This window comes from Amycolatopsis sp. CB00013 (assembly GCF_001905755.1).
Lineage (GTDB): Bacteria > Actinomycetota > Actinomycetes > Mycobacteriales > Pseudonocardiaceae > Amycolatopsis > Amycolatopsis japonica.
In genome coordinates this window covers 147,701-169,742 of sequence record NZ_LIWC01000003.1, presented here as the reverse complement: position 1 = coordinate 169,742, position 22,042 = coordinate 147,701, and the positions used below count along the sequence as shown (strand labels likewise).

Genomic DNA, 22,042 nt, shown 5'->3' with positions numbered 1-22,042 from the left:
GACGCCGTTACTGCGGTTGCTGCTGCTGACTCGGCAACGTCCCCGCCGCCATCCGCCGCGCCACGTCCCGCCGCAGCCACAGCAGCCACAGCCAGATCCCGAGGAAGATCACCCCGAGGATCGCCACGGCGGGCAGCGCGACGAAGAACGCGATCAGCGCGACCTGCAGCACGAGGACGGCGGGCACCGCCCAGGGCTTCTTCAGGAAACCGCACAGCACGATCAGCGCGACCGCGATCACGATCACCGACCAGCCGGTGAGCGAACCGACGCCGCCGCCGAGTTTCGCCACCACCGGCAGCGCGAGCGCGACGGTGATGCCCTCCATGATCAGCGAACCGGCCATCACCCCGCGGAAGGACTTCATCGGGTCCTTGGCGGGCGGCTTCGGGGTCTCGTCGGTCACGCCGGCTCCTTACCGAACAGGGTCCTGGCCTCGCCCGCGGTGACGACGGAGCCGGTGACCAGCACGCCGCCGCCCGCCAGCGGTTCCTCGGGGTCGTCGCTCTGCTCGACGAGGCCGATGGCGGTCTCGATCGCGGCGTCGAGGCTGGGCTCGGCCACGACGCGGTCTTCGCCGAAGATCGAGATGGCGACGTCGTTGAGTTCGTCGAGCGGCATCGCGCGCGGGGACGAGTTCTTGGTGACGACGATCTCGGACACCACCGGTTCGAGCGCGTCCAGGATGCCGCGAGCGTCCTTCTCCGCCATCACGCTCACCACGGCGGCGAGGCGGCGGAAGGCGAACTCCTCGGCGACGGTGGTCGCGAGCGCCTTGGCGCCGTGCGGGTTGTGGGCGGCGTCGAGCAGCACGGTCGGAGCGGCGCGGACGCGCTCCAGCCTGCCGGGGGTCTCGACCTCGGCGAAGGCCTCGCGGACGGCCTCGATGACCAGTTGCTTGTCCTTGCCCGCGCCGAAGAACGCTTCGACGGCGGCCAGCGCAAGAGCGGCGTTGGCGGCCTGGTGCGCGCCGTGCAGCGGCAGGAAGATCTCGTCGTAGACACCGCCGAGGCCCTGCAGTTTCAGCATCTGCCCGCCGACGGCGACCTCGCGCTCCAGCACGCCGAACTCGCTGCCGGCGCGGGCGACGCTCGCGTCGACCTCGATGGCGCGTTCCAGCAGGATCTTCTGGACTTCGGGCTCCTGCTCGGCGATGACCACGACGCTGCCGGGTTTGATGATCCCGGCCTTCTCCACCGCGGCTTTGGCCGGGGAGCCGCCGAAGTACTCGACGTGGTCGACGCCGATCGGCGTGATGACGGCGACGTCGCCGTCCACGACGTTGGTGGCGTCCCAGGAGCCGCCGAGGCCGGTCTCGATGACCGCGGCTTCGACGGGCGCGTCGGCGAAGGCCGCGAACGCCATCCCGGTCAGCACCTCGAACTTGCTCATCGGCACCGCGTCCTGACCGCCGGCGTTGTCCACCATGGTCACGTACGGAGCGACGTCGCGGTACAGGTCGACGTACGCGGCGGCGGAGATGGGGGCGCCGTCGAGCGCGATCCGCTCGGTGACCAGCTGCAGATGCGGGCTGGTGTACCGGCCGACGCGCAGGCCCATACGGGTCAGCAGCGCGTCGATCATCCGGGTGGTCGAGCCCTTGCCGTTGGTCCCGGCGACGTGCAGCACCGGGTAACCGCGGTGCGGTTCACCCATGAGATTGACCAGGGCCGCGATCCGGGCGAGGGACGGCTCGATCTTCGTCTCGGGCCAGCGCTGGTTCAGCTCGGCCTCGACGGCGAGCAGCTCGCGGCGCGCCTGCTGCCCGTTGGGGTCCGACGGGGCGAACTCGTCACCCTGGTCGTCCAGTTCGTGCAGTTCGACGTCCTCCGGGGCGACGAGGTCCGGCACGGGGCCGAGCGCGAGGTTGTCCCCCAGCTGCCCGATCCCGCCGATACCGCCCCGTGCGCCGCCGCCCGCCTGGTACGCGGCGTCGGGTGCGTCCAGATCCGGGTCGGTGTCGTCGGACGGATCGTGGGCGCGAGCCCCCAATTCGTCGACACCGGCGAAACTGTCCAGATCTGCCAGGTCCGGGGATTCCCTGAAATCTTCGGAATCCCGGCCGTCACCTCGCGGCACGAACTCTCCTCTTACCCTTGCTGCCTGTCACGCCGAGTCTACGTGCGGCTTTTCCTGGCACTCTCGACGCATGGGGTTCAACCACAACGACCACTATCACCCGCTGCTGCTCGACCAGCTGCCTCCCGGCCCCGGCGTGGCGCTGGACGTGGGCTGCGGCAGCGGACGGTTCGCGCGGCGGCTCGCGGCCACCGGGATGCACGTCGAGGCGATCGACCGGTCCGGTCCGATGATCGACCTCGCCCGCGCCGCCGGCTCGCCGGGCCCCGGCACGATCTCATACCGGCAGGCCGACGTGGTCGCCGAAAAACTGCCGGACGAGGCGTACGACTTCATCTCCTGTCTCGCGATGCTGCACCACGTGCCGTTCGACACGGTCACCAGGCTGCGTGACGCGCTGGTCCCCGGCGGTGTGCTCGCCGTCCTCGGCCTCGGCAGGCCCAGCACGGTCGCCGACTACGCGCGCGCTCTCGTGGCCTCACCGGTCAACGCGCTGGCCAGGGTGGTCGTGTACGCGGGTGAGCGGCTGAACGGCGGCGCCGACCCGCTGCCGACGGCGCCGATCGTGGAGACCTTCCCGCCGATGAGCCGGATCCGGCGCGACGCGGCCGGCCTGCTGCCCGGGAGCAAAGTCCGGAACCTGCTCTTCTACCGCTATCTGCTGGTCTACCGCCGACCGGAAGACGATCACCCGATGTGACACCCCAAGCGGGTGAAACCGGCGCTCGACCACCCGATCGGCGGCGCCGACCGGGCCAGATCCGGTTCATTTTTGAGAGGCCATCCAGTCCGGAGATCGGGGTCCTCATGCGCTACAGACGCGTCCTGTTCGCGGCCGTCTCGACCGTCGTCCTGCTGATCGCCTCCGCCACGGCGGCCACCGCCACCACGCGGTCCTACCGCAACTACGTCGCACTGGGTGATTCCTACACCTCCGGACCGCTCATCCCGCTCCCCCGCCTCGACCCGCTCTTCTGCGGCAAGTCGACGCAGAACTACCCGTCGATGCTCGCCGCGGCGCTGCGGGTCCGCTCCTTCACCGACATCAGCTGCGGCGGCGCCGACACCACGAACATGACGCAACGCCAAAGCGTGACGCTCGGCAGCAACCCGCCCCAGTTCAGCGCCCTGCGCGCGAACACCGACCTGGTCACGGTCGGTATCGGCGGCAACGACTACGGCGTCTTCGGCACGCTCGTCGGCACCTGCCCGTCCCTGCGCGCGAGCGATCCCACCGGGAACCCGTGCCAGGAGCGGTTCACCGTCGGTGGTGTCGACACCATCAAGGCCAAGATCGCCGACACCGGCAAGAACGTCGAGAAGGTGCTGGCCGGAGTCCATACCCGCTCTCCGCGGGCCGACGTGCTCGTCATCGGCTACCCGCGGATCGCGCCGGAACGCGGCTACTGCCCGAAGATCCTGCCCTTCGCCGAGGGCGACTACGCCTGGCTCAACGACGTCGAGAAGGCGCTGAACTCGGCGATCGAGAAGGCCGTCGCGGCCGACGGCAAGGCGACCTTCATCGACACCTTCGGACCGTCCGCCGGGCACGACGCCTGCGCGCCGAACGGGGCCGCGTGGATCAACGGGCAGCACACGAAGCTGCTCGCCGCGGCGGCTTACCACCCGTATCGCACGGGGATGGCGGGCGTGACCGGAGTGATCCTCCGTCACCTTCGCTGAATGCAAGGAACGGTCCTTTCCTTGCAAATTTTGCGAGGAAAGGACCGTTCCTAGCGTTCGTCAGGAGGCGGGAAGGGCGGCCAACCGGGCGTTGATGCGCTCGATGTCCGCGACCGCGGTCTCCTTGCGGGCCCGGATCTTGCCGATCACCGGCTCCGGCGCCTTGTCGATGAAGGCCTGGTTGCCGAGTTTGGCCTCGGCCTGCGCCAGTTCCTTCTCCGCCGCGCCGAGGTCCTTCTGCAGGCGCTTGCGCTCCGCGGCGACGTCGATCGTGCCGGACAGGTCCAGCTCGACGGTCACCACACCGGCCGACAGCCCGACCTCGAGCGACGCGCTCGGCGCGAAGCCCTCTTCGGGCTGGGTGAGCCGGACCAGCGAGCGGATCGGCTCGTCGTGCCCGGTGAGCTCGGCGAATCCGTCGCCGGACAGCCGCGCCGCCACCTTCTGGCTGGGCTTGAGGCCCTGGTCCGCGCGGAACCGGCGCACCTCGGTGACCAGTTTCTGCACGTCCGCGATCCGCTTGTCCGCCACGGCGTCGGCGTACGAGGCGTCGGCCACCGGCCACGGGGCGATCACCAGCGACTCGCGGCCGGTCAGCGCCGTCCACAGCTTCTCGGTGATGAACGGGATGAACGGGTGCAGCAGCTTCAGCACGGTGTCGAACACGTGCCCCAGCACCGCGCGCGTCGCCGTCACGCGGGCCTCGTCGCCCTGGAACACCTGGACCTTCGACAGCTCCAGGTACCAGTCGCACAGCTCGGTCCAGGTGAACTGGTAGAGCGTGTCGGTGGCCTTCGCGAACTGGTAGTCAGCGAGGTATCCGGTGACCTCTTCGACGACGTTGCCGAGCCTGCCGAGGATCCAGCGGTCGGCCTCGGTGAGTTCGGCGGCCGGGGGCAGCGGGGCGTTCGCGTCCGCGCCGTTCATCATCGCGAACTTGGTGGCGTTCCAGAGCTTCGTGGTGAAGTTCCGGGAGCCGGCGACCCACTCCTCGCCGATCGGCACGTCGGTGCCCGGGTTCGCGCCCCGCGTGAGGGTGAAGCGCAGCGCGTCGGTGCCGTATTTGTCCATCCACTCGATGGGGTCGACGCCGTTGCCCGCGGTCTTCGACATCTTCTTGCCGAACTGGTCACGGACCATGCCGTGCAGCGCGATGGTCTTGAACGGCGCCTCGCCGGTGGCGTAGAGGCCGAACATCATCATCCGCACGACCCAGAAGAACAGGATGTCGTAGCCGGTGACCAGCACCGACGTCGGATAGAACTTGTTCAGGTCCGGGGTCTTCTCCGGCCAGCCGAGGGTGGAGAACGGCCACAGGCCCGAGGAGAACCAGGTGTCGAGGACGTCCGGGTCCTGGGTCCAGCCCTCGCCCGAGGGCGGCTCCTCGTCCGGTCCGACGCAGACGACCTCGTCGTTCGGGCCGTACCAGACCGGGATGCGGTGGCCCCACCACAGCTGACGCGAGATGCACCAGTCGTGCAGGTTGTCGACCCAGTCGAAGTAGCGCTTCTCCATCTCCGGCGGGTGGACGTTCACCCGGCCGTCGCGCACCGCGTCGCCGGCGGCCTTCGCGAGCGGACCGACCTTGACGAACCACTGCAGCGAAAGCCGCGGCTCGATCGGCTCCTTCGAACGCTCAGAGTGCCCGACGCTGTGCAGGTACGGACGCTTCTCCGCGACGATGCGGCCCTGCTCGCGCAGCTTCTCCCGCACCGCGACGCGGGCCTCGAAGCGGTCCATGCCGTCGAACTCGGTGCCGGTGCCGTCGATGCGGCCCTGCTCGTCCATGATCGTGATCATCGGCAGGTCGTGCCGCTGGCCGATCTCGAAGTCGTTCGGGTCGTGCGCGGGGGTCACCTTGACCGCGCCGGTGCCGAACTCCGGGTCGACGTGCTTGTCCGCGACGATCGGGATCTTGCGCCCGGTCAGCGGCAGCTCGACCTCGGTGCCGATGAGGTGGGTGTAACGCTCGTCGTCCGGGTGGACCGCGACGGCGGTGTCGCCGAGCATCGTCTCCATCCGGGTGGTGGCCACGACGATCGCGTTCTCGCCGTCGCCGTAGCGCATCGAGACGAGCTCGCCCTCGACCTCTTCGTGCTTCACCTCGGCGTCGGACAGCACCGACCGCAGCTCCGGCGACCAGTTGACCAGGCGCTCGGCGCGGTAGATGAGGCCGTCGTCGAAGAGCTTCTTGAAGATCGTGTTGACGGCCTTGGACAGGCCGTCGTCCATGGTGAACCGCTCACGGGTCCAGTCGACGCCCTCGCCGAGGCGCTTCATCTGGGCGAGGATCTTGCCGCCGTGCTCGTTCTTCCACTGCCAGACGCGCTCCACGAAGGCCTCGCGGCCGAGCTCGCGGCGGCTGGTGCCTTCGGCGCGGAGCTGCTTCTCGACCAGCGCGTGGACCGCGATGCTCGCGTGGTCCATCCCCGGCAGGTACAGCGTCTCGTCGCCGAGCATGCGGTGGTAGCGGGTGATGGCGTCGATCAGGGTGTGCTCGAACGCGTGCCCGATGTGCAGCGAACCGGTCACGTTCGGGGGCGGGATGACTACCGTGAACGGCGGCTTGTCCGACGTGGGGTCGGCCGTGAAGTAGCCGGCGTCTACCCAACGCTGGTAGAGCGAGGCTTCTTCGTCGGCCGGGTTCCAGGTACCCGGAAGGTCGGTCTGCTGCGGCTGGGCGTTCTCGGTCACAGTTGACAAGTCTACGAACCCCCTCTAGCGACTTCCTCACCGGCCGTAACGCCCGCCGTTCCCAGCCGATGAGGGGATGTCGTGACGCACTGGGGAGGGGCGGGTTCGTGGAGGACGCGCGGTTGGAGACGCATCCGGATCTGATGGATCCGGAATGGCGCAAACGAGCCGAACGCGAGGCTCGGCACGGCGCGAAGAAGGACCGCAAACGGCGGCGGAAGCAGCGGCCGCGCCGCCGGTTCCGGATGACCCGCGGGGTCGTCGTCGGCCTGTTCGTGATCGGGACCGTGGCATTGCTCGGGGCCGCGGCGGTCGTCATGCACCAGATGCGGGGAAGCGCCGATCCGGGGCCGCAGCCTCCGAAGGCGGCCCCGGTGCTCACCGGCGTCGACCTCGACCGGCCTTTCGACCGCACTCCCGCCGCGAACTGGCGCGAAGGGACGGCCGGGATCACCGTGCCGCCGGGGCAGGCCGTCGGTGGCTTCAGCGCGCAGGAGGTCGACGCCGCGTACCGGAAGGTGACGGAGGCCATCGCGGCCGCGCGGCTCGGGTCCCGGGCGCTGCGGGACCACGACGGTTCGGAGCTGCTCGCGCTGCTGGCCCCGAACGAGCGCACCCGGCTCGAACCGAAGCTCACGAGCGCGGCGACCATCGACAGGAGCCAGTACCTGATCCTCATCGGAACGAACCGGCTGCTTCCGGTAAGTCCGCGCATGACCGGGTCTCTCACCACCAAGGCCGGGGAGAACGGCGAACTGACCATTCACGCGAGCTACACGACCGCGTACGCCTTCGAAGCACGTCCTGGCGAGGCCAGGTCCCCGGAAGACATCGTCCCGTTCGTCCGGGACGAACAGGACTACGTGATCCGCAAAGCGCCACCGTTCGCGAAGGCCGACGCCGGGCTCAGCTTCGGGGAGGGCGCGGGCTACAACGCACACATGGCCTGTGACGCGGCCAGGGCCGGGATCCTCGCGCCCCAGTACGCTGACAAGGACAGCACCGTCGCCGGCACACCTCCCGTCGACGAGACCAGCACCTACGACCCGACGAAACCCCTCCCGTCGAGGGACACCTGCCGGTAGTCGGCCGAATCCTGGGGAAGAGGACCGAGATGGACGAAGAGGATCGGCGGATCGAGACCCATCCGGATCTGATGAACCCGGACTGGCAGAAACACGCCGAACGCGACGCCTGGCTGGGTGCGAAGAAGGAACTCAAGAAGAAGCGTCGTAAGCAGCAGAAGGCCGCCGCGAGCGGCTACTCAGCGCCAGGGACGAGCCGGTGGCCGGGCATCGCGGCGCTCGTCGGCTTGATCGTGCTGGTCGTGGCCGCGGTGACGGTGAACGCGGTGCAGGAACGCGGCGTCAACGAGACACCTTGGTTCCCGCTCGACGAGGCGCAGATCAGCCGGATCGTCACCAACGCCTGACCCCTCGGTCGCGCACGAAGACGGCAAGGCGCACGATGGGGTCATGACCCGCGAAGCACCCGCGAACGACGTTGACGAGACACAGCTCGAGGTCGGGAAACCGAAGAGCTGGGCGGCCGGGATCCCCGGTGTCGCCGTCTCCCTGATACGCGGCATGGAGCAGATGGGCGCCGCACGCACCGTGAAGACGCTGCGCCTGCTGAACCAGCGCGACGGTTTCGACTGTCCCGGTTGCGCCTGGCCGGAGCCGCGCGAGGTCGACGGCGAGCACCGCAAGCTCGCCGAGTTCTGTGAGAACGGGGCGAAGGCCGTCGCCGAGGAGGCGACGAAGCGCCGGGTCGGCCGTGAGTTCTTCGCCCAGCACTCCATCCACGAGCTGGCGGACAAGACGGACTACTGGCTCGGCCAGCAGGGCCGCATCACGGAGCCGTTCGTGCTGCGCGAAGGGGCTTCGCACTACGAACCGATCTCCTGGGACGACGCGTTCACGCTGGTCGCCGACGAGCTGCGGGCACTGAGCGACCCGAACGAGGCGATCTTCTACACCTCCGGCCGCACCAGCAACGAGGCCGCCTTCCTCTACCAGCTGCTCGTGCGCTCCTACGGCACCAACAACCTGCCGGACTGCTCCAACATGTGCCACGAGTCCTCCGGCGCGGCGCTCGCGGCCACGACCGGGATCGGCAAGGGCTCGGTGTCGCTCGCCGACATCCACAAGGCGGACCTCATCGTGGTGGTCGGCCAGAACCCGGGCACGAACCACCCGCGCATGCTGTCGGCGCTGGAGGAGGCCAAGGGCAACGGCGCGAAGATCATGGCGGTCAACCCGCTGCCCGAAGCCGGTCTGATGCGGTTCAAGAACCCGCAGAACGTCCGCGGCGTGGTCGGCAAGGGCACCCCGCTGGCCGACGAGTTCGCGCAGATCCGGCTCGGCGGCGACCTCGCGCTGTTCCAGGCGATCGGTCATCTCCTGCTGCAGTGGGAGCAGGAGACCCCCGGCACGATCGTCGACCACGCGTTCATCGAGTCGTCCTCCGAGGGGTTCGAGGACTACGCCAAGCATCTGCGGGAGATCGACTGGGACGAGGTCGGCGTCGCGACCGGCCTGCCTCGTGAGCAGATCGAGCGGCTGGCGCGGATGATCGCGACCTCGAAGCGCACCATCTACTGCTGGGCGATGGGGCTGACACAGCACAAGCACGCGGTGCAGACCATCTCCGAGATCGCGAACCTGGCGCTGGTGCGCGGCATGATCGGTGAGCCGGGCGCGGGCCTGTGCCCGGTGCGCGGGCACTCCAACGTCCAGGGCGACCGGACGATGGGCATCTGGGAGAAGATGCCGGAGTCGTTCATGGACAGCCTCGACGCGGAGTTCGGCATCAAGGTGCCGCGAGACCACGGTCACGACACCGTCGCCGCGATCCGCGCGATGCGGGACGGGCACGGCAAGGTCTTCTTCGCCGTCGGCGGCAATTTCGCTTCCGCCACACCGGACACGGAGCTCACGGAGAAGGCGCTCAAGTCGTGCTCCCTGACCGCGCACGTGTCGACGAAGCTCAACCGCTCGCACGTCGTACCCGGTAAGACGGCGCTGATCCTGCCCACCCTCGGCCGCACGGAACGCGACCTCCAGGCCGGCGGCGAGCAGTTCGTCACCGTCGAGGACTCGATGTCGCAGGTGCACACCTCACGCGGCAGGCTGGCCCCGGCCAGCGAGCATCTGCTGTCCGAGGTCGCGATCATCTGCCATCTCGCGGAAGCCCTGCTCGGTGCCGGGCACGCCGTGCCGTGGCGGGACTTCCACGCCGACTACGACCTCATCCGCGACCGGATCGCGCGCGTCGTCCCCGGCTGCCACGACTACAACGCCCGGGTGCGCGAGCCCGACGGGTTCGTCCTGCCGCACGCGCCGCGCGATTCCCGGCAGTTCAACGGAACCGCGAACGGCAAGGCGAACTTCACCGTCTCCGAGCTCGAATATCCGCAGGTGCCCGAAGGCAGGCTGCTGCTGCAGACGATGCGCAGCCACGACCAGTACAACACCACCATCTACGGCCTTTCCGACCGTTACCGCGGCATCGAGGACGCGCGGCGTGTGGTGCTGGTCAACCCCGACGACCTGTCCGAGCTCGGGCTGGCCGACGGCGCGATGGTCGACCTGGTCTCGGAATGGCGGGACGGCGACCGCCGGGCCCCGCGGTTCCGGGTGGTCTCCTATCCGACGGCGAAAGGCTGCGCGGCGGCGTACTTCCCCGAGGCGAACGCCTTGGTGCCGCTGGACGCGGTCGCGGACAAGTCGAACACCCCGGTGTCGAAGGCGGTCGTGGTGCGGCTGGAGCCGGTGACCGCACCTTAGGCTGCCCGCTTGGCGGTGCCGCGCGGCGCCGGACGGGGTCCACCGTGGAAGGGCCAAACCCTTTCGCGGAAAGGCCTTGCCATGTCACGAAGATCGACCTCGCGTTGCTTCGCCGCCCTGGCCTCGCTCCTGCTCGTCGCGGTGCTGCCCGGCGCGGCCACCGCCGCTCCGGGCGCACCGCCGCCGCTGCCGTTCGTCTCCCAGCTCGACCTGTCCTGCTACAAGACCGAAGGCTACAAACCACCGCCGACCGAGCTCACCCTCAAGCACCTCAACCCGGTACTCGGGAAACTGCCGCTGGAGACGGTCAAGCTCGGTGAACGCCTGCAGCTGTGCGTGCCGGTCGCTAAGAACGGCGTGATCCCGCCGCCGGGGATCGTCGACTACGTCCGCTGGGTGGATCTGTCGTGCTACCGGATCGAAGGCCGCTCGGTGGACTTCCCGCTGACGCTGAGCCATCTGAATCCCGTCGTGCAGAAACTCGGCATCCAGGATTCGCACGTGACCATGTTGTCGCCGGAGCAGTTGTGCGTCCCGGTCGCGAAGAACGGGAAACTGCCGCCGCCGGAGATCCTGTCGTTCGTGCGGCATATCGATCTCGAGTGCTATGCCCTGCGTGTCCTCGGCATTCCGACCATCCCGTTCCCACTCACGCTCGGGCATCTCAACCCGGTGCTGGCCGACCGGCCGAAGGTGGACGTGAAGGTCGGCAACGCGCGGCAATTGTGCGTCCCGGTGGCGAAACGCGGTGACGAGATCCCGCCGGAGGTGCTCGGCACCGTCCAGTGGCTGGATCTGGCGAAGGCGGACGTCAGCACCGCGCCGAGCGTCGTCGGACCGCTCACGCTGAAGCTGACCCACCTGAACCCGGTGTTGTCCCACCTTCCCGGCGAAGCGGCCGTCATCACCGAGCCGGTTCAGCTCGGCCTTCCGGTGGCGAAGAACGGGAAGATCCCGCCAAGGGAGTGACGCGGCTCAGTCGATGCAGTCGGCGCCATCGGCCGTGATCGGCGGCTCCGCCAGCGCCCCGATCGCGCCCCCGCCCGCTGAGACGCCCGGTCCTTTGTAGACCTGGCCGAGGACGACCTCGATCTTGCCCGCCGCGACCGAATCGGCTTTCTGGACGTCCAGTCCGCCGAGCAGTTTCGCGATCTCCGCGGCGGGCCCGGCCGCGTCGCTGAACCGGACGACCGACGTCCGCCGTCCGGCCTCGGCCTTCGTGTCGCCCTTGCCGAAACCCTTCTCCGCCAAGAGATCCGAGACGCGGGCGGCGAGACCGTCCTTGCCGCTCGCGTTGACGACGTCGACCTTGGGTCCGGCGGGCGCCTGCGGGGTGGTGGGCTGGACCCCGATCAGGGAGGCGGCGAACGCGCGCACCTGGGCGGGATCGACCTGCACGGCGGTCCAGGTCGGATGCCGGGGGTCGTAGCGGTAGTCGGGGTTGACCACCGGGATGGTCTCGAACGCGATACCGCCGCCGGACACCCCGCGCATCTGCCGCACGAAGTCGAGCAGGTTCCACGAACCGTCGAGCACGACCGAACGCTTCACCGCGTCGATCAGGTCGGACACGCGCGCCGGGTTGGCGAGGGTCCCGCCGGAGAGCACCTGCTTCGCCAGTCCCGCGAGGAACACCTGCTGGCGGCGGACGCGGTCGAGGTCGCTGCGGGGCAGGTTCTTGCGCTGCCGGACGAAGGCGAGCGCGTCGGCGCCCGCGATCGTCTGCCGCCCGGCGGGGAAGTCCGCGCCCGAATCGCGGTCCTTGGTGGCCTTCTTCAGGCAGACCTCGACGCCGCCGACGGCCTTGCTGATCTCGTAGAAGCTCAGCAGGTTGACCTCGGCGAAGTGGTCGATCTTGACGCCACTGAGCTCCTCGACGGCCTTAAGGGTCGCCTTCCGCGCCGCGGTGATCGCCTGCTTGTTGATCTCGGCCTTGTCGGTCTTGCCCGCCGCGCGCTGCTCGTTCGCCGAGGCGAACTTGGTCCGGCCGAAGATCTCGTTGATCTTGCTCTTGTCCTTCGTGCCCGGCTGCGCGACCCACGAGTCACGCGGGATCGAGAACGCCTTCACCGTCTGCTGGCCGTTGGGGATGCGGAGCACGATGAGCGTGTCGGTCAGGTCGTCGCCGTTCGCCCCGGCCCGCAGTTCCCGCAGGATCTCCGGCGGAAGCGGCCGGTCCTGGTTGTCGGTGCGCGCGTCGCGTCCGACCAGCAGGATGTCCAGCGAACCGTCGGCGGGCTGCTCCCCCGGATCCGGCGCCTCGATCACGTCCTCGCGGGTGATGCCGTCGAGCGACTCCAGCGTCGTGTATCCGTACGCGGTCCCGCCGAACACCGCCACCGCGAGCGCGGCGACCAGGACCTTCCCCAGCTTGTGCACGTCCCATAGACGCGCGGGAAGCCGTCACCGCTGCATCAGTGATCCAGTTCACATCCTGAGATGCGACGCGCCGTTCAGGTCGAGGATCGCCCCGGACGCCCACGCGGCCTCGCCGGAAGCCAGGTAGAGCACCGCGGCCGCGACCTCCTCCGGCGTGCCGACCCGGCCGAACGGGCTCTCACCCCGCGCGCCTTCGACCTTCGCCGCGACCCGGTCCGTCGCGGTGAAACCGGGCGCGACCGAGGTCACGGCGATCCCGTGCGGGGCGAGGGCGACGGCGAGCGACTGCCCCAGCGAGTGCAGCGCCGCCTTGCTCGCGCCGTACGCCGGGAACTCGGGTTCGCCTTTGAAGGCTCCCCGCGAGCCGATGTTGACCACGCGGCCGGGCGCGCCGCGGTCGATCATGTGCCGCGCCACGCAGTAGGTCACGTTCGCGGTGCCGAGCACGTTGACGTCGAGCATCCGCCGCCAGACCCGCTGCCAGTCCTCATAGGACACTTCGGCGACGGGATGGGCCGCACCCGCGGAGGGCGCGAAGGCGGCGTTGTTCACGAGGACGTCCACCCCGCCCACCAGTGCCTCTGCCTCGTCGGCGACCCGTTGTGCCACTTCGGGTTCCGAAAGATCACCTTGGATCAGGCCGTGCCCGGAACCGGGCAGCTCGCCGAGCGTCCGCTCGGCTTCCTCCCGCTTCGAGGCGTAGTGGACGGCGACACGGTCGCCCTTTTCCGCGAAGGCGCGGGCGATCGCGCGGCCGATGCCGCGCGACGCCCCGGTGACCAGAACTCCCACGGAGCCGACCCTACTTCAGCCGCCGAAGAGCTGGACCACCTTGCGGAACAGTTCGTAGACGCCGTAGGCGAACGGGAGCGCGACCCACAGCCACGCGAAGACCATCAGCCCGGTGCGGCGGCGTTCGGGAGCCTGTTCGGTCATCGGGCCTCACTCCTCGCGGGCTCACCGGACGACGCCGGCTCGTGGTACTTCGGGTTGACCGGGCGCACCAGCTCGTTCGCGACGAAACCGACGACCAGCAGGCCGATCATGATGAACAGCGACGTCGAATACAGATCCGGGCCCACCTTGCCCGCCGACTTCTGGCTGTCGGCGATGGCGTTGACGATCAGCGGCCCGAGCACGCCGGCCATCGACCACGCGGTCAGCAGCCTGCCGTGGATCGCGCCCACCTGGTAGGTGCCGAAGAGGTCCTTCAGATACGCCGGCACGGTCGCGAACCCGCCGCCGTAGAAGGACAGGATCAGCATGGCGCACAGGACGAACACGAGCTTCGAGGCGTTGGTGGTCAGCGCGATCACCAGGTACAGCAGGGCGCCGACGCCGAGGTAGAGCCGGTAGATGTTCTTGCGCCCCACCAGGTCCGAAGTGGACGACCAGACGAACCGGCCGAGCATGTTGGTCAGCGAGAGCAACGCGACGAACCCGGCCGCGGCGGCGGTGCCGACCGGCGTGGAGGTCTCGCGGAAGAAGTCCGCGATCATCGGCGAGGCCTTCTCCAGGATGCCGATCCCCGCGGTCACGTTGAAGCACAGGACCACCCAGAGTAGCCAGAACTGCGGCGTCCTGATGGCGTTGCGCGCCGACACGTTCGCGGTGGTGATCATCGCGTTGCCGTGGTCGGTCTTCGGTTCCCAGCCCTTCGGCTTCCAGTCGTCGGCGGGCACCCGCACCAGCAGGATGCCGAGGGTCATGAAGACCGCGTAGACCAGGCCGTGCACGAGGAAGGCCGTCGCGACCGTCCCGATGGACCACGGCGCCGTGCCCAGCATCTGCGAAGACCACGGGGAGGCGATCAGCGCGCCGCCGCCGAAGCCCATGATCGCGATGCCGGTGGCCATGCCCGGCCGGTCCGGGAACCATTTGATCAGCGTCGACACCGGCGAGATGTAGCCGATCCCGAGCCCGATGCCGCCGATCCCGCCCCAGCCGAGGACGACGAGCCAGTACTGCGACGTCGCCACACCGAGCGCGGAGAGCAGGAAACCCGAGCTGAAGCAGACCATCGAGACGAACATCGCCCAGCGCGGCCCGTTGCGTTCGACCAGTGTCCCGCCGAAGGCCGCCGACAGCCCGAGCATCACGATGCCGAGCTGGAACGGCAGCGCGCTCTCCGTCCCGGTGAGGCCGAGGGTCTTCTCCAGCGGCGGTTTGAAGACGCTCCACGCGTACGCCTGCCCGATCGACAGGTGGACGGCCAGCGCGGCGGGCGGCACCAGCCAGCGGCTCCAGCCCGGTGATGCGACGATGCGGGAACGGTCCAGGAAGCCGACAGCCATCCGGCGCCTCCGTACTCTGAGGATGTGCACTGGGAATGTATTACTTAATTCCCGACGTTGCAGTATCCGAGTGTCGAACAAACCGGTCAGAAGGGTGGACAAGTGGGCAGGGTGACGGTGCGGCGTCCGGTGCGGAAGATCTCCGCGACCAAGGACGTGCGGCGCCCCGACGCGCTCGCGGCCGAAGAACCGCTGGAGATCCGCGTCGGCGGCAAGGCACTCGCGGTCACCATGCGGACACCCGGCAACGACGTCGAACTCGCGCACGGGTTCCTGTTGTCCGAAGGCGTGCTCGCCTCACGCGAGGACGTCGCGGTCGCGCGGTACTGCGACGGCGTCGACGACCAGGGCCGCAACACCTACAACGTCCTGGACATCGCACTGGCCGAAGGGGTCGCCCCGCCGGAGACCGGCGTCGAGCGGAACTTCTACACCACGTCCTCGTGCGGGGTCTGCGGCAAGGCCGCGCTCGACGCGGTGAAGCTGAAAAGCCGGTTTTCCCCGGAGAAGTCCGAATTCGCGGTGAGCACCGACGTGCTGGCGAAACTCCCGGACACGCTCCGCGCCCACCAGAAGGTGTTCTCCAGCACCGGCGGCCTGCACGCGGCCGCCCTGTTCGACGGCGACGGGAACCTCGCCGTCGTCCGCGAGGACGTCGGCAGGCACAACGCCGTCGATAAGGTGCTGGGCTGGGCGCTGCAGGAGGGCCGGATCCCGGCGGCGGACACCGGGTTGCTGGTGTCCGGCCGCGCCTCGTTCGAGCTGGTGCAGAAGGCCGCCATGGCCGGGATCGGGCTGCTGGCGGCCGTCTCCGCGCCGTCGTCGCTGGCCGCGGAACTGGCCGAGGAGAACGGCATGACCCTCATCGGTTTCCTGCGCGGCGACAGCATGAACCTCTACAGCGGCGAACAGCGGGTGCTCGGCCTCGGCTGAGCCGGGTCAGCCCTGGTTGCCCACCCAGTTGCCGTGGAAACCGTTCGGCACCCGGTCCGGCAGATGCACGGCGCCCACGGTCTCCAGCGTCCCCGCGTCCAAAATGGTCAGATCGCTCTTCTGCGTCGCGGGATCGTAGACGAACCCCATCAGCACGCCCTCGTCCTCGCCCGCGTCCACCGAGGACGGGACGAACACGAACTCCCCCACCTGCGCGCCGTCGCCGAATTCCCGTGACCGGACCGACCGGTTCCACAGATCGTGCTTCAGCAGGGAGCCCGACGACGCCGAACCATCCTTTGTGGACACCGAGTAGCCGAACCGGTGCGGCCGCCCGACCAGTCGCTCGTCGACGCGCGGGAACTCCTGGCCCTGGTCGTCGAGACGTTCCTCGACGACCTTGCCCGCGGCCAGGTCGACGGTCCAGCGGTCCAGGGTCGGCGGCCCCTCGGCCGGTCCGAGCAGCTCGGTGTCGAACATCTTCGGATGCCGGACGACGTCCAGCACGATGGTGTCGCCGTCGTCGTAGGCGTTCATCGGGTGGAACACGTAGCACGGCTCGACGTCGAACCAGCGGACGTCGCCGTTGCCGCCCTCGCGCGGCATGACCCCGATCCGCGCCGGATACTTCGGGTTCCAGCGGTACGGCAGGCCGGCGTTGCCCGAGATCCGCTGACGCAGCTTCGCCCCGAAGGGATCCGGCACCTTCACCTTGCCCACCAGCGCGGACATCACGAGCCGCGCGGGGGTGCGCAGCGCCGTCGGGACGGACGCGGCGACGGCCTGTTCCGAATCGAAGGCGACGGGGAGGTCGTAGAAGACGACGTGCTTCTCGGTCAGGGAGAAGTCGTGCATCATCGGCGAGCCGGTGACCTCGACGTCGACCGTGCGCCGCGCGCGCCCCTGCGCGTCGATCACCGAGTACTGCACCTTGTTCCCCGAGCCGAAGAAGTACGAGACGGCGTGCAGCTCACCGGTTTCCGGGTCCCGCTTGGGGTGCGCGGTGTAGCCGCCGGGCAGGGTGCCGTCGAAATCGCAGGCACCCACGGTGTCGAGTTCGTCGGTCAGTTCGAAACTCGTGGCGCCGCCCTCGATCAGGGCGAGGGTCTTGCCCGCGTGGCCGATCACGTTCGTGTTGGCCCCCAGGCCGGCGGCCGCGCCGCCTTCCCAGCGTTCACCGAGCTCCCGCGCGAGCCGGGGATTGCGCACCCAGCGGTTGCGGTACCACTCGGCGCGGCCGTCCCGCAGCCGGACGCCGTGCACCATGCCGTCGCCCATGAACCAGTGGTAGGTCGCGGGGTCCACTTCGGACAGCGGGTTCGGCCCGTTCCGCAGATAGCGCCCGTCCAGGTACTCCGGGATGTGCCCGGTGACGCTGAGTCCGGTGATCGTGTGCTCACGGTTGACCGGGGCGAAGTTGCCCTCGAGGAACTTGTTGCCCATCACAGACCCCTACCCTGGAATAACGATGTTATGTTCTCATTTATAACAGGGTTATGAGACACTGGCAAGCATGGCACCGAAACCCTCCGCCGCCGAGGTCAAGGGCAAGCTGATCGAGGCGGCGATCCGGCTGCTCGCGCACGGCGGCCCGGAGGCGCTCCAGGCGCGCAAGCTGGCGGCCGAGATCGGCGCGTCCACCATGGCCGTGTACACCCATTTCGGCGGGATGGGCGCGCTCGTGGACGAGGTCGCGCGCGAGGGATTCCGGCGCCTGTCGGCGAATCTGGGCCGGGTCGAGGAGACGGACGACCCGGCGGCCGACATCCTCACCCTGGCGCTGGCCTACCGTCGGACCGTCGTGGACGACCCGCACCTCTACGCGGTGACCTTCGGCCAAAGCCAGCCCAGCGGGCAGAAGGCGACCCTCGGCGACATGACCAACGAGGAGACCCGCCGGAACGCCAGCGAAGAGGGCATCGAGGCCTTCGGCTACCTGGTCCGCGCCGCGAAGCGGGTGATCGACGCCGGCCGGTTCCGCCCTGTCCCGGAGTTCGAGGTCGCCGCCCAGCTCTGGAGCGCCGTGCACGGCTACATCACGCTGGAGGTCGCCGGTCATTTCGGCGACGGCGAGAATGGTGTGGACCACATCCTGATTCCCCTGGCCACCGCCCTCGGCGTGGGCCTGGGCGACACTTACGAGGCCGCGACGCGGTCCGCCCGCCGCTCGATCGAGGCCTGGCGCGCGAAAGAGGGAAACATCGGCACCTGATCCGGCGATACCTCGGTCACAGGTCGGTGAATCGTGCAACCTTCGAGCGGAAACGCGCGTCTGACCTGGTGGAAGCTCAACAGGGGGATCGGGGATCGGTGAACGAGGACGACCAGGGGCACACGACGCTGCCGGGGGTGGACGGCGCCCGCCGGTGGCTGAGCCGTCGTTCCGTGCTGATCGCGGGTGCCTCCGGCCTCGGCGTCGCCGGTCTCGCCGCCGGAACGGCCACCGGAGCCCTGCCGTTCAGCGAAGCGCTCCAGCGGGCGCTCGGTGTCGCGTCGCCGACCCCGGCCACCCAGCTGGGCAGCCCGCGTGTCGAACGCGTCTACTCCGAAGCCCGCGGCCGCGAGGTCGATCTCGTGCTCATGCTGCCGACCAAGGCACCGCCCAAGGGCCTGCCGATGTCGCTGATGCTGCACGGCCTCCACGGCACCGCGCGGCACGCGGCCCCGACAGGACTGCTGAAACAGCTCGGCAGCGAGGTCGCCCGCAAGGCGGTGCCCCCGTTCGGATTCGTCGCCGTCGACGGCGGAGACCACTACTGGCACGAGAACAAGCCGGGCGACAACCCGATGGCGATGCTGCTCGAAGAGGTCCCCCGCTGGCTCGCCGCCCGCGGCCTCGGCGGCCGCGACGGGCAGCCGTTCGCCGCCACCGGGCTTTCGATGGGCGGCTTCGGCGCGCTGCTGTACACCCGGCGCCGTCTGGAACGCCGTCGCCCGCCCGCCGCGGTCGCGGCCCTCGCGCCCGCGCTCATCACGTCGTGGGCCGAGATGAGCAAACGGCGTGCGTTCCGCGACGCCGCCGACTGGGGCTCGCTGGACCCGCTGCGGCACATCGACGTCACCAAGAAGGTGCCGACCGGGATCTGGTGCGGGACCGAAGACCCGTTCATCGGCGGGGTGCGGAAGTTCATCTCCGAGGCGCGGCCCATGGTCGCGCATACGGCACGCGGCAAGCACGGCGACGCCTTCAACCGCACGGTCGTGCCGAGCCTGATCGCGTTCCTCGGCAAACACGTCCCGAAGAACGCCTGAGCCGCTCAGACGCGGAAGTAGATCCTGGTCACGGTCGACCCCGGTCTCAGGTACTGCCGGACCAGGTCGGCGACCTGGTTCACCAGCACCAGGCCACGTCCGCCGATCTGTCCCGGCGACGCGGGACGGCGGCCGGCCAGCGGATCGCTCAGCGTGCCTTCGTCGATGACCTCGCAGAGCACGTAGTCCTCTTCGCGCCAGACGCGGACGACGCCGTGGCCCGAACCGTGCAGCACGCTGTTGGCGGACAGCTCGGCCACGGCGAGCACCAGATCTTCCACCCGCTCCAACGCGAGCCCGTACTCCTCGGCCCGGTCCTGCGCGAAACTCCGCACCGCGCCGAGCCGGGCGAGGTCGAAGCGGAACGCGTCGGCGGCCCGCGGTTCGGGCAGCGGCAGGTTGTACTTCTCGACGACCGCGTCGGGGGCGTATCCGGCGCTCGGGCGATCTCCCCCGGCGCCGGACAGCGTCGGATGGGTCCGCTCGGCGTCGGCGATGACGTCGTCTTCGAGCCGGTTGCGGTCGTACGGGCAAAGGATGCTCAGTTCGCGGTCCCCGAAGGCGAAGTTGATCAGCGCCTCGTGCTGCGCGCACGCCGGGTACTCGAGGGCCGACCGGCCCGCCCAGATCGGTTCGCCGATGATCCGCACCGGACCCGGGCGGTTGTCCGCGAACGCGAGCAGCACGCCGGGAAGGATGCGGCCTGGATTGCGGCCCGCCTCGGTCATGTCGATGAACTCGATCTCGGCCGCGGAATCGCCCAAGGCCGCTTCGATCAGCGCCAGATTCCGGCCTGGGACGGCCACGGCGACGGGCTCACCGAGCTTCAGACCCTCCCGGATGTACGGAACCGTACCGTTCAGGTACTCGGCGTCACCGGAGTAGAGCAGGCCCACATGGGAGAAGAGGCCCGCGGTGACTGTCACGGTGTCGTCTTACCCCGTGGAGACGATTCTGAAACCCTGCTAACGGAGGGAAATCGCGGAAACAGTGCCGGGCCGATCAGCCGAGCCAGCGTCCCGCCATCGAGATCAACCAGAATCCGGCGAGCGTCGCACCGGTGAACAGACCGGTCCAGGCGACGAGCGATCGGTTGGCCTCCGCGCTTTTCGCCGCCTTGAGCCGGACGAGCGCGTACGCCGAAACGGCGAAGAACGGCAGCGGGATCAGCGGCAGCGGCGACAAGCGGACCACCCCGGCCACCAGGCAGGTCGCCACCAGCACGCCCAGTGCGATCGTCAGCGCGCGCGGGATCCACGGATGCCCGCGGTAGGCCCCGACGACGATGCGTTCGGTGAGTTCGACGAGTCCCCTGACCTCGCGTGGACTCGCGGCTGCCAGCTCGGGAGCCTCGTTCTCGTCCTTCGTGGGAGTCAGCGGCACCTTCGCATCCTATCCCGGTCCGGTCACCGGCCGGACCGGGCCGGAGAAAGCGATGCCCCGGCTGGAAGGATCCGGCCGGGGCATCGGTGACGAAACAGCTCCGTCAGGCGGACTTCTCGCCGCGCTCGCTGCTGCGACGGCGTGACGGCTGACGCGCCACGATCGTCGGGTTCACGTTCTCGCGGACGGTCTGCTCGGTGATGACGACCTTCGCGACGTCGTCGCGGCTGGGGATGTCGTACATGACCGGCTGCAGGACCTCTTCCATGATCGCGCGCAGGCCACGGGCGCCGGTGCCGCGGAGCACGGCCTGGTCGGCGATGGCCTCGAGCGCGGTCTTGGTGAACTCCAGCTCGACGTTGTCCATCTCGAAGAGCTTCTTGTACTGCTTCACCAGCGCGTTGCGCGGCGTGGTCAGGATGCTGACCAGCGAGTCCTTGTCGAGGTGGGTCACCGTCGCCACGACCGGGAGACGCCCGATGAACTCCGGGATGAGCCCGAACTTGATCAGGTCCTCCGGCATGGTGTCGGAGAAGATGTCGCTCTCGTCGATCTCGGCCTTGGTGCGGATCTCCGCGCCGAACCCGAGGCCGCGCTTGCCGACCCGCTCGTTGATGATCTTCTCCAGCCCGGCGAACGCGCCGGCCACGATGAACAGCACGTTCGTCGTGTCGATCTGGATGAACTCCTGGTGCGGGTGCTTGCGGCCGCCCTGCGGCGGCACCGAGGCGGTGGTGCCCTCGAGGATCTTCAGCAGCGCCTGCTGCACGCCCTCGCCGGACACGTCGCGGGTGATCGACGGGTTCTCCGACTTGCGGGCGATCTTGTCGACCTCGTCGATGTAGATGATGCCCGTCTCGGCGCGCTTGACGTCGTAATCCGCCGCCTGGATCAGCTTGAGCAGGATGTTCTCGACGTCCTCGCCCACGTACCCGGCTTCGGTGAGCGCCGTGGCGTCCGCGATCGCGAACGGGACGTTCAGCATCTTCGCCAGGGTCTGGGCCAGATAGGTCTTGCCGCAGCCCGTCGGCCCCAGCATCAGGATGTTGGACTTCGCCAGCTCGACGGTCTCGTCCTTGGAATCCTTCGGCCCGGCCTTGTCGTCGGACTGCACACGCTTGTAGTGGTTGTACACCGCCACGGCCAGCGAACGCTTGGCGTCGTCCTGGCCGATGATGTACTGCTCGAGGAACTCGTGGATCTCGGCGGGTTTGGGCAGCTCGTCGAGCTTGACCTCACCGGCCTCGGCCAGTTCCTCTTCGATGATCTCGTTGCAGAGATCGATGCACTCATCGCAGATGTAGACCCCGGGGCCGGCAATGAGCTTCTTCACCTGCTTCTGGCTCTTGCCGCAGAAAGAACATTTCAGCAGGTCGCCGCCGTCACCGATCCGTGCCATGGCCGTTGACCTCGTCCCCTCCGGCGCGATACGCGCCTGACTGTCTTACCGCCCCGGTCACGGATGACCTCTCGGAGCCTCACACACTGCCACTGACGGTACCCGTCCGATGCCGCCGACGGGAGAACCAACGTCACATCTGAGCACGCCAGAAGCTG

The 22,042-nt window shown here is 69.0% G+C and carries 20 protein-coding genes; 9 read left to right on the top strand and 11 right to left on the bottom strand.

Annotation, left to right across the window (positions count from 1 at the left end; translation table 11 throughout):
• Nucleotides 1–7: 7 nt before the first annotated feature.
• Nucleotides 8–406 carry a DUF4233 domain-containing protein gene (locus tag AMK34_RS20440; RefSeq protein WP_034316250.1) on the bottom strand — a complete coding sequence of 133 codons (399 nt, stop codon included), beginning with the start codon at nucleotides 404–406 and terminating at the stop codon, nucleotides 8–10.
• Nucleotides 403–2,079 carry a bifunctional tetrahydrofolate synthase/dihydrofolate synthase gene (gene folC, locus AMK34_RS20435; RefSeq protein WP_073846444.1) on the bottom strand — a complete coding sequence of 559 codons (1,677 nt, stop codon included), beginning with the start codon at nucleotides 2,077–2,079 and terminating at the stop codon, nucleotides 403–405. Before folC ends, AMK34_RS20440 begins: the two co-directional genes overlap by 4 nt.
• Before the next feature lie 70 nt (nucleotides 2,080–2,149).
• Between folC and AMK34_RS20430 the strand changes: the two genes are divergently transcribed.
• The gene (locus AMK34_RS20430) at nucleotides 2,150–2,779 is read left to right on the top strand and encodes a class I SAM-dependent methyltransferase (protein WP_073846443.1); all 630 of its coding nucleotides are present in this window, start codon (nucleotides 2,150–2,152) and stop codon (nucleotides 2,777–2,779) included.
• A 107-nt stretch (nucleotides 2,780–2,886) separates the two neighbouring features.
• Nucleotides 2,887–3,762: an SGNH/GDSL hydrolase family protein gene (locus AMK34_RS20425; RefSeq protein WP_073846442.1), complete on the top strand. Its 876-nt coding sequence runs from the start codon at nucleotides 2,887–2,889 to the stop codon at nucleotides 3,760–3,762.
• Between the two features lie 60 nt (nucleotides 3,763–3,822).
• On the opposite strand, the gene AMK34_RS20420 is transcribed toward AMK34_RS20425, so the two are convergent.
• Nucleotides 3,823–6,456, bottom strand: coding sequence for a valine--tRNA ligase (locus tag AMK34_RS20420; RefSeq protein WP_038517245.1), 2,634 nt, complete (start codon nucleotides 6,454–6,456; stop codon nucleotides 3,823–3,825).
• A 107-nt stretch (nucleotides 6,457–6,563) separates the two neighbouring features.
• Between AMK34_RS20420 and AMK34_RS20415 the strand changes: the two genes are divergently transcribed.
• From AMK34_RS20415 to AMK34_RS20400, 4 genes are all read left to right on the top strand, one after another.
• Nucleotides 6,564–7,541 (top strand): hypothetical protein, encoded by a 978-nt coding sequence (locus AMK34_RS20415; protein ID WP_083649931.1) that lies wholly within the window; start codon nucleotides 6,564–6,566, stop codon nucleotides 7,539–7,541.
• Nucleotides 7,542–7,570: 29 nt separating this feature from the next.
• A complete protein-coding gene (locus tag AMK34_RS20410) occupies nucleotides 7,571–7,888 on the top strand; it encodes a hypothetical protein (protein ID WP_073846441.1) in 318 nt (105 codons plus the stop codon).
• Nucleotides 7,889–7,931: 43 nt separating this feature from the next.
• Nucleotides 7,932–10,244, top strand: a complete 2,313-nt coding sequence (locus AMK34_RS20405; RefSeq protein ID WP_073846440.1) for an FdhF/YdeP family oxidoreductase — start codon at nucleotides 7,932–7,934, stop codon at nucleotides 10,242–10,244.
• A gap of 81 nt (nucleotides 10,245–10,325) precedes the next feature.
• On the top strand, nucleotides 10,326–11,213 hold the full coding sequence (locus AMK34_RS20400; RefSeq protein WP_073846439.1) for a hypothetical protein: 888 nt from the start codon (nucleotides 10,326–10,328) through the stop codon (nucleotides 11,211–11,213).
• A gap of 6 nt (nucleotides 11,214–11,219) precedes the next feature.
• On the opposite strand, the gene AMK34_RS20395 is transcribed toward AMK34_RS20400, so the two are convergent.
• Genes AMK34_RS20395 through AMK34_RS20385 form a run of 4 tightly spaced genes read right to left on the bottom strand, consistent with a single transcriptional unit; the run spans nucleotide 11,220 to nucleotide 14,917 of the window.
• Nucleotides 11,220–12,623 carry an LCP family protein gene (locus AMK34_RS20395; protein ID WP_073846438.1) on the bottom strand — a complete coding sequence of 468 codons (1,404 nt, stop codon included), beginning with the start codon at nucleotides 12,621–12,623 and terminating at the stop codon, nucleotides 11,220–11,222.
• Nucleotides 12,624–12,671: 48 nt separating this feature from the next.
• The gene (locus AMK34_RS20390) at nucleotides 12,672–13,415 is read right to left on the bottom strand and encodes an SDR family NAD(P)-dependent oxidoreductase (protein WP_073846437.1); all 744 of its coding nucleotides are present in this window, start codon (nucleotides 13,413–13,415) and stop codon (nucleotides 12,672–12,674) included.
• Between the two features lie 15 nt (nucleotides 13,416–13,430).
• Nucleotides 13,431–13,559: an MFS transporter small subunit gene (locus AMK34_RS43745; RefSeq protein ID WP_255355414.1), complete on the bottom strand. Its 129-nt coding sequence runs from the start codon at nucleotides 13,557–13,559 to the stop codon at nucleotides 13,431–13,433.
• Nucleotides 13,556–14,917, bottom strand: coding sequence for an L-lactate MFS transporter (locus tag AMK34_RS20385; protein ID WP_038517259.1), 1,362 nt, complete (start codon nucleotides 14,915–14,917; stop codon nucleotides 13,556–13,558). Before AMK34_RS20385 ends, AMK34_RS43745 begins: the two co-directional genes overlap by 4 nt.
• Before the next feature lie 102 nt (nucleotides 14,918–15,019).
• On the opposite strand from AMK34_RS20385, the gene fdhD reads away from it, so the two are divergent.
• Nucleotides 15,020–15,850: a formate dehydrogenase accessory sulfurtransferase FdhD gene (gene fdhD / locus AMK34_RS20380; protein WP_016332361.1), complete on the top strand. Its 831-nt coding sequence runs from the start codon at nucleotides 15,020–15,022 to the stop codon at nucleotides 15,848–15,850.
• 6 nt (nucleotides 15,851–15,856) lie between these two features.
• Here the strand turns inward: fdhD and AMK34_RS20375 are convergent, their stop codons facing one another.
• Nucleotides 15,857–17,293, bottom strand: a complete 1,437-nt coding sequence (locus AMK34_RS20375; protein ID WP_038524082.1) for a carotenoid oxygenase family protein — start codon at nucleotides 17,291–17,293, stop codon at nucleotides 15,857–15,859.
• Between the two features lie 70 nt (nucleotides 17,294–17,363).
• On the opposite strand from AMK34_RS20375, the gene AMK34_RS20370 reads away from it, so the two are divergent.
• Both AMK34_RS20370 and AMK34_RS20365 read left to right on the top strand, forming a co-directional pair.
• Nucleotides 17,364–18,062, top strand: a complete 699-nt coding sequence (locus AMK34_RS20370; protein WP_073846436.1) for a TetR/AcrR family transcriptional regulator — start codon at nucleotides 17,364–17,366, stop codon at nucleotides 18,060–18,062.
• Between the two features lie 98 nt (nucleotides 18,063–18,160).
• A complete protein-coding gene (locus tag AMK34_RS20365; RefSeq protein WP_038517265.1) occupies nucleotides 18,161–19,102 on the top strand; it encodes an alpha/beta hydrolase in 942 nt (313 codons plus the stop codon).
• Between the two features lie 5 nt (nucleotides 19,103–19,107).
• Here AMK34_RS20365 and AMK34_RS20360 read toward each other — a convergent pair whose 3' ends face one another.
• The 3 genes from AMK34_RS20360 to clpX all read right to left on the bottom strand — a co-directional run bounded on the left by AMK34_RS20360 (nucleotide 19,108) and on the right by clpX (nucleotide 21,884).
• Entirely contained in the window at nucleotides 19,108–20,028 is a 921-nt protein-coding gene (locus AMK34_RS20360; protein ID WP_274534440.1) for a sensor histidine kinase, read from the bottom strand.
• Nucleotides 20,029–20,104: 76 nt separating this feature from the next.
• Nucleotides 20,105–20,485 carry a hypothetical protein gene (locus AMK34_RS20355; protein ID WP_038517271.1) on the bottom strand — a complete coding sequence of 127 codons (381 nt, stop codon included), beginning with the start codon at nucleotides 20,483–20,485 and terminating at the stop codon, nucleotides 20,105–20,107.
• A 103-nt stretch (nucleotides 20,486–20,588) separates the two neighbouring features.
• A complete protein-coding gene (clpX, locus tag AMK34_RS20350) occupies nucleotides 20,589–21,884 on the bottom strand; it encodes an ATP-dependent Clp protease ATP-binding subunit ClpX (protein ID WP_016332355.1) in 1,296 nt (431 codons plus the stop codon).
• Nucleotides 21,885–22,042 lie beyond the last annotated feature (158 nt).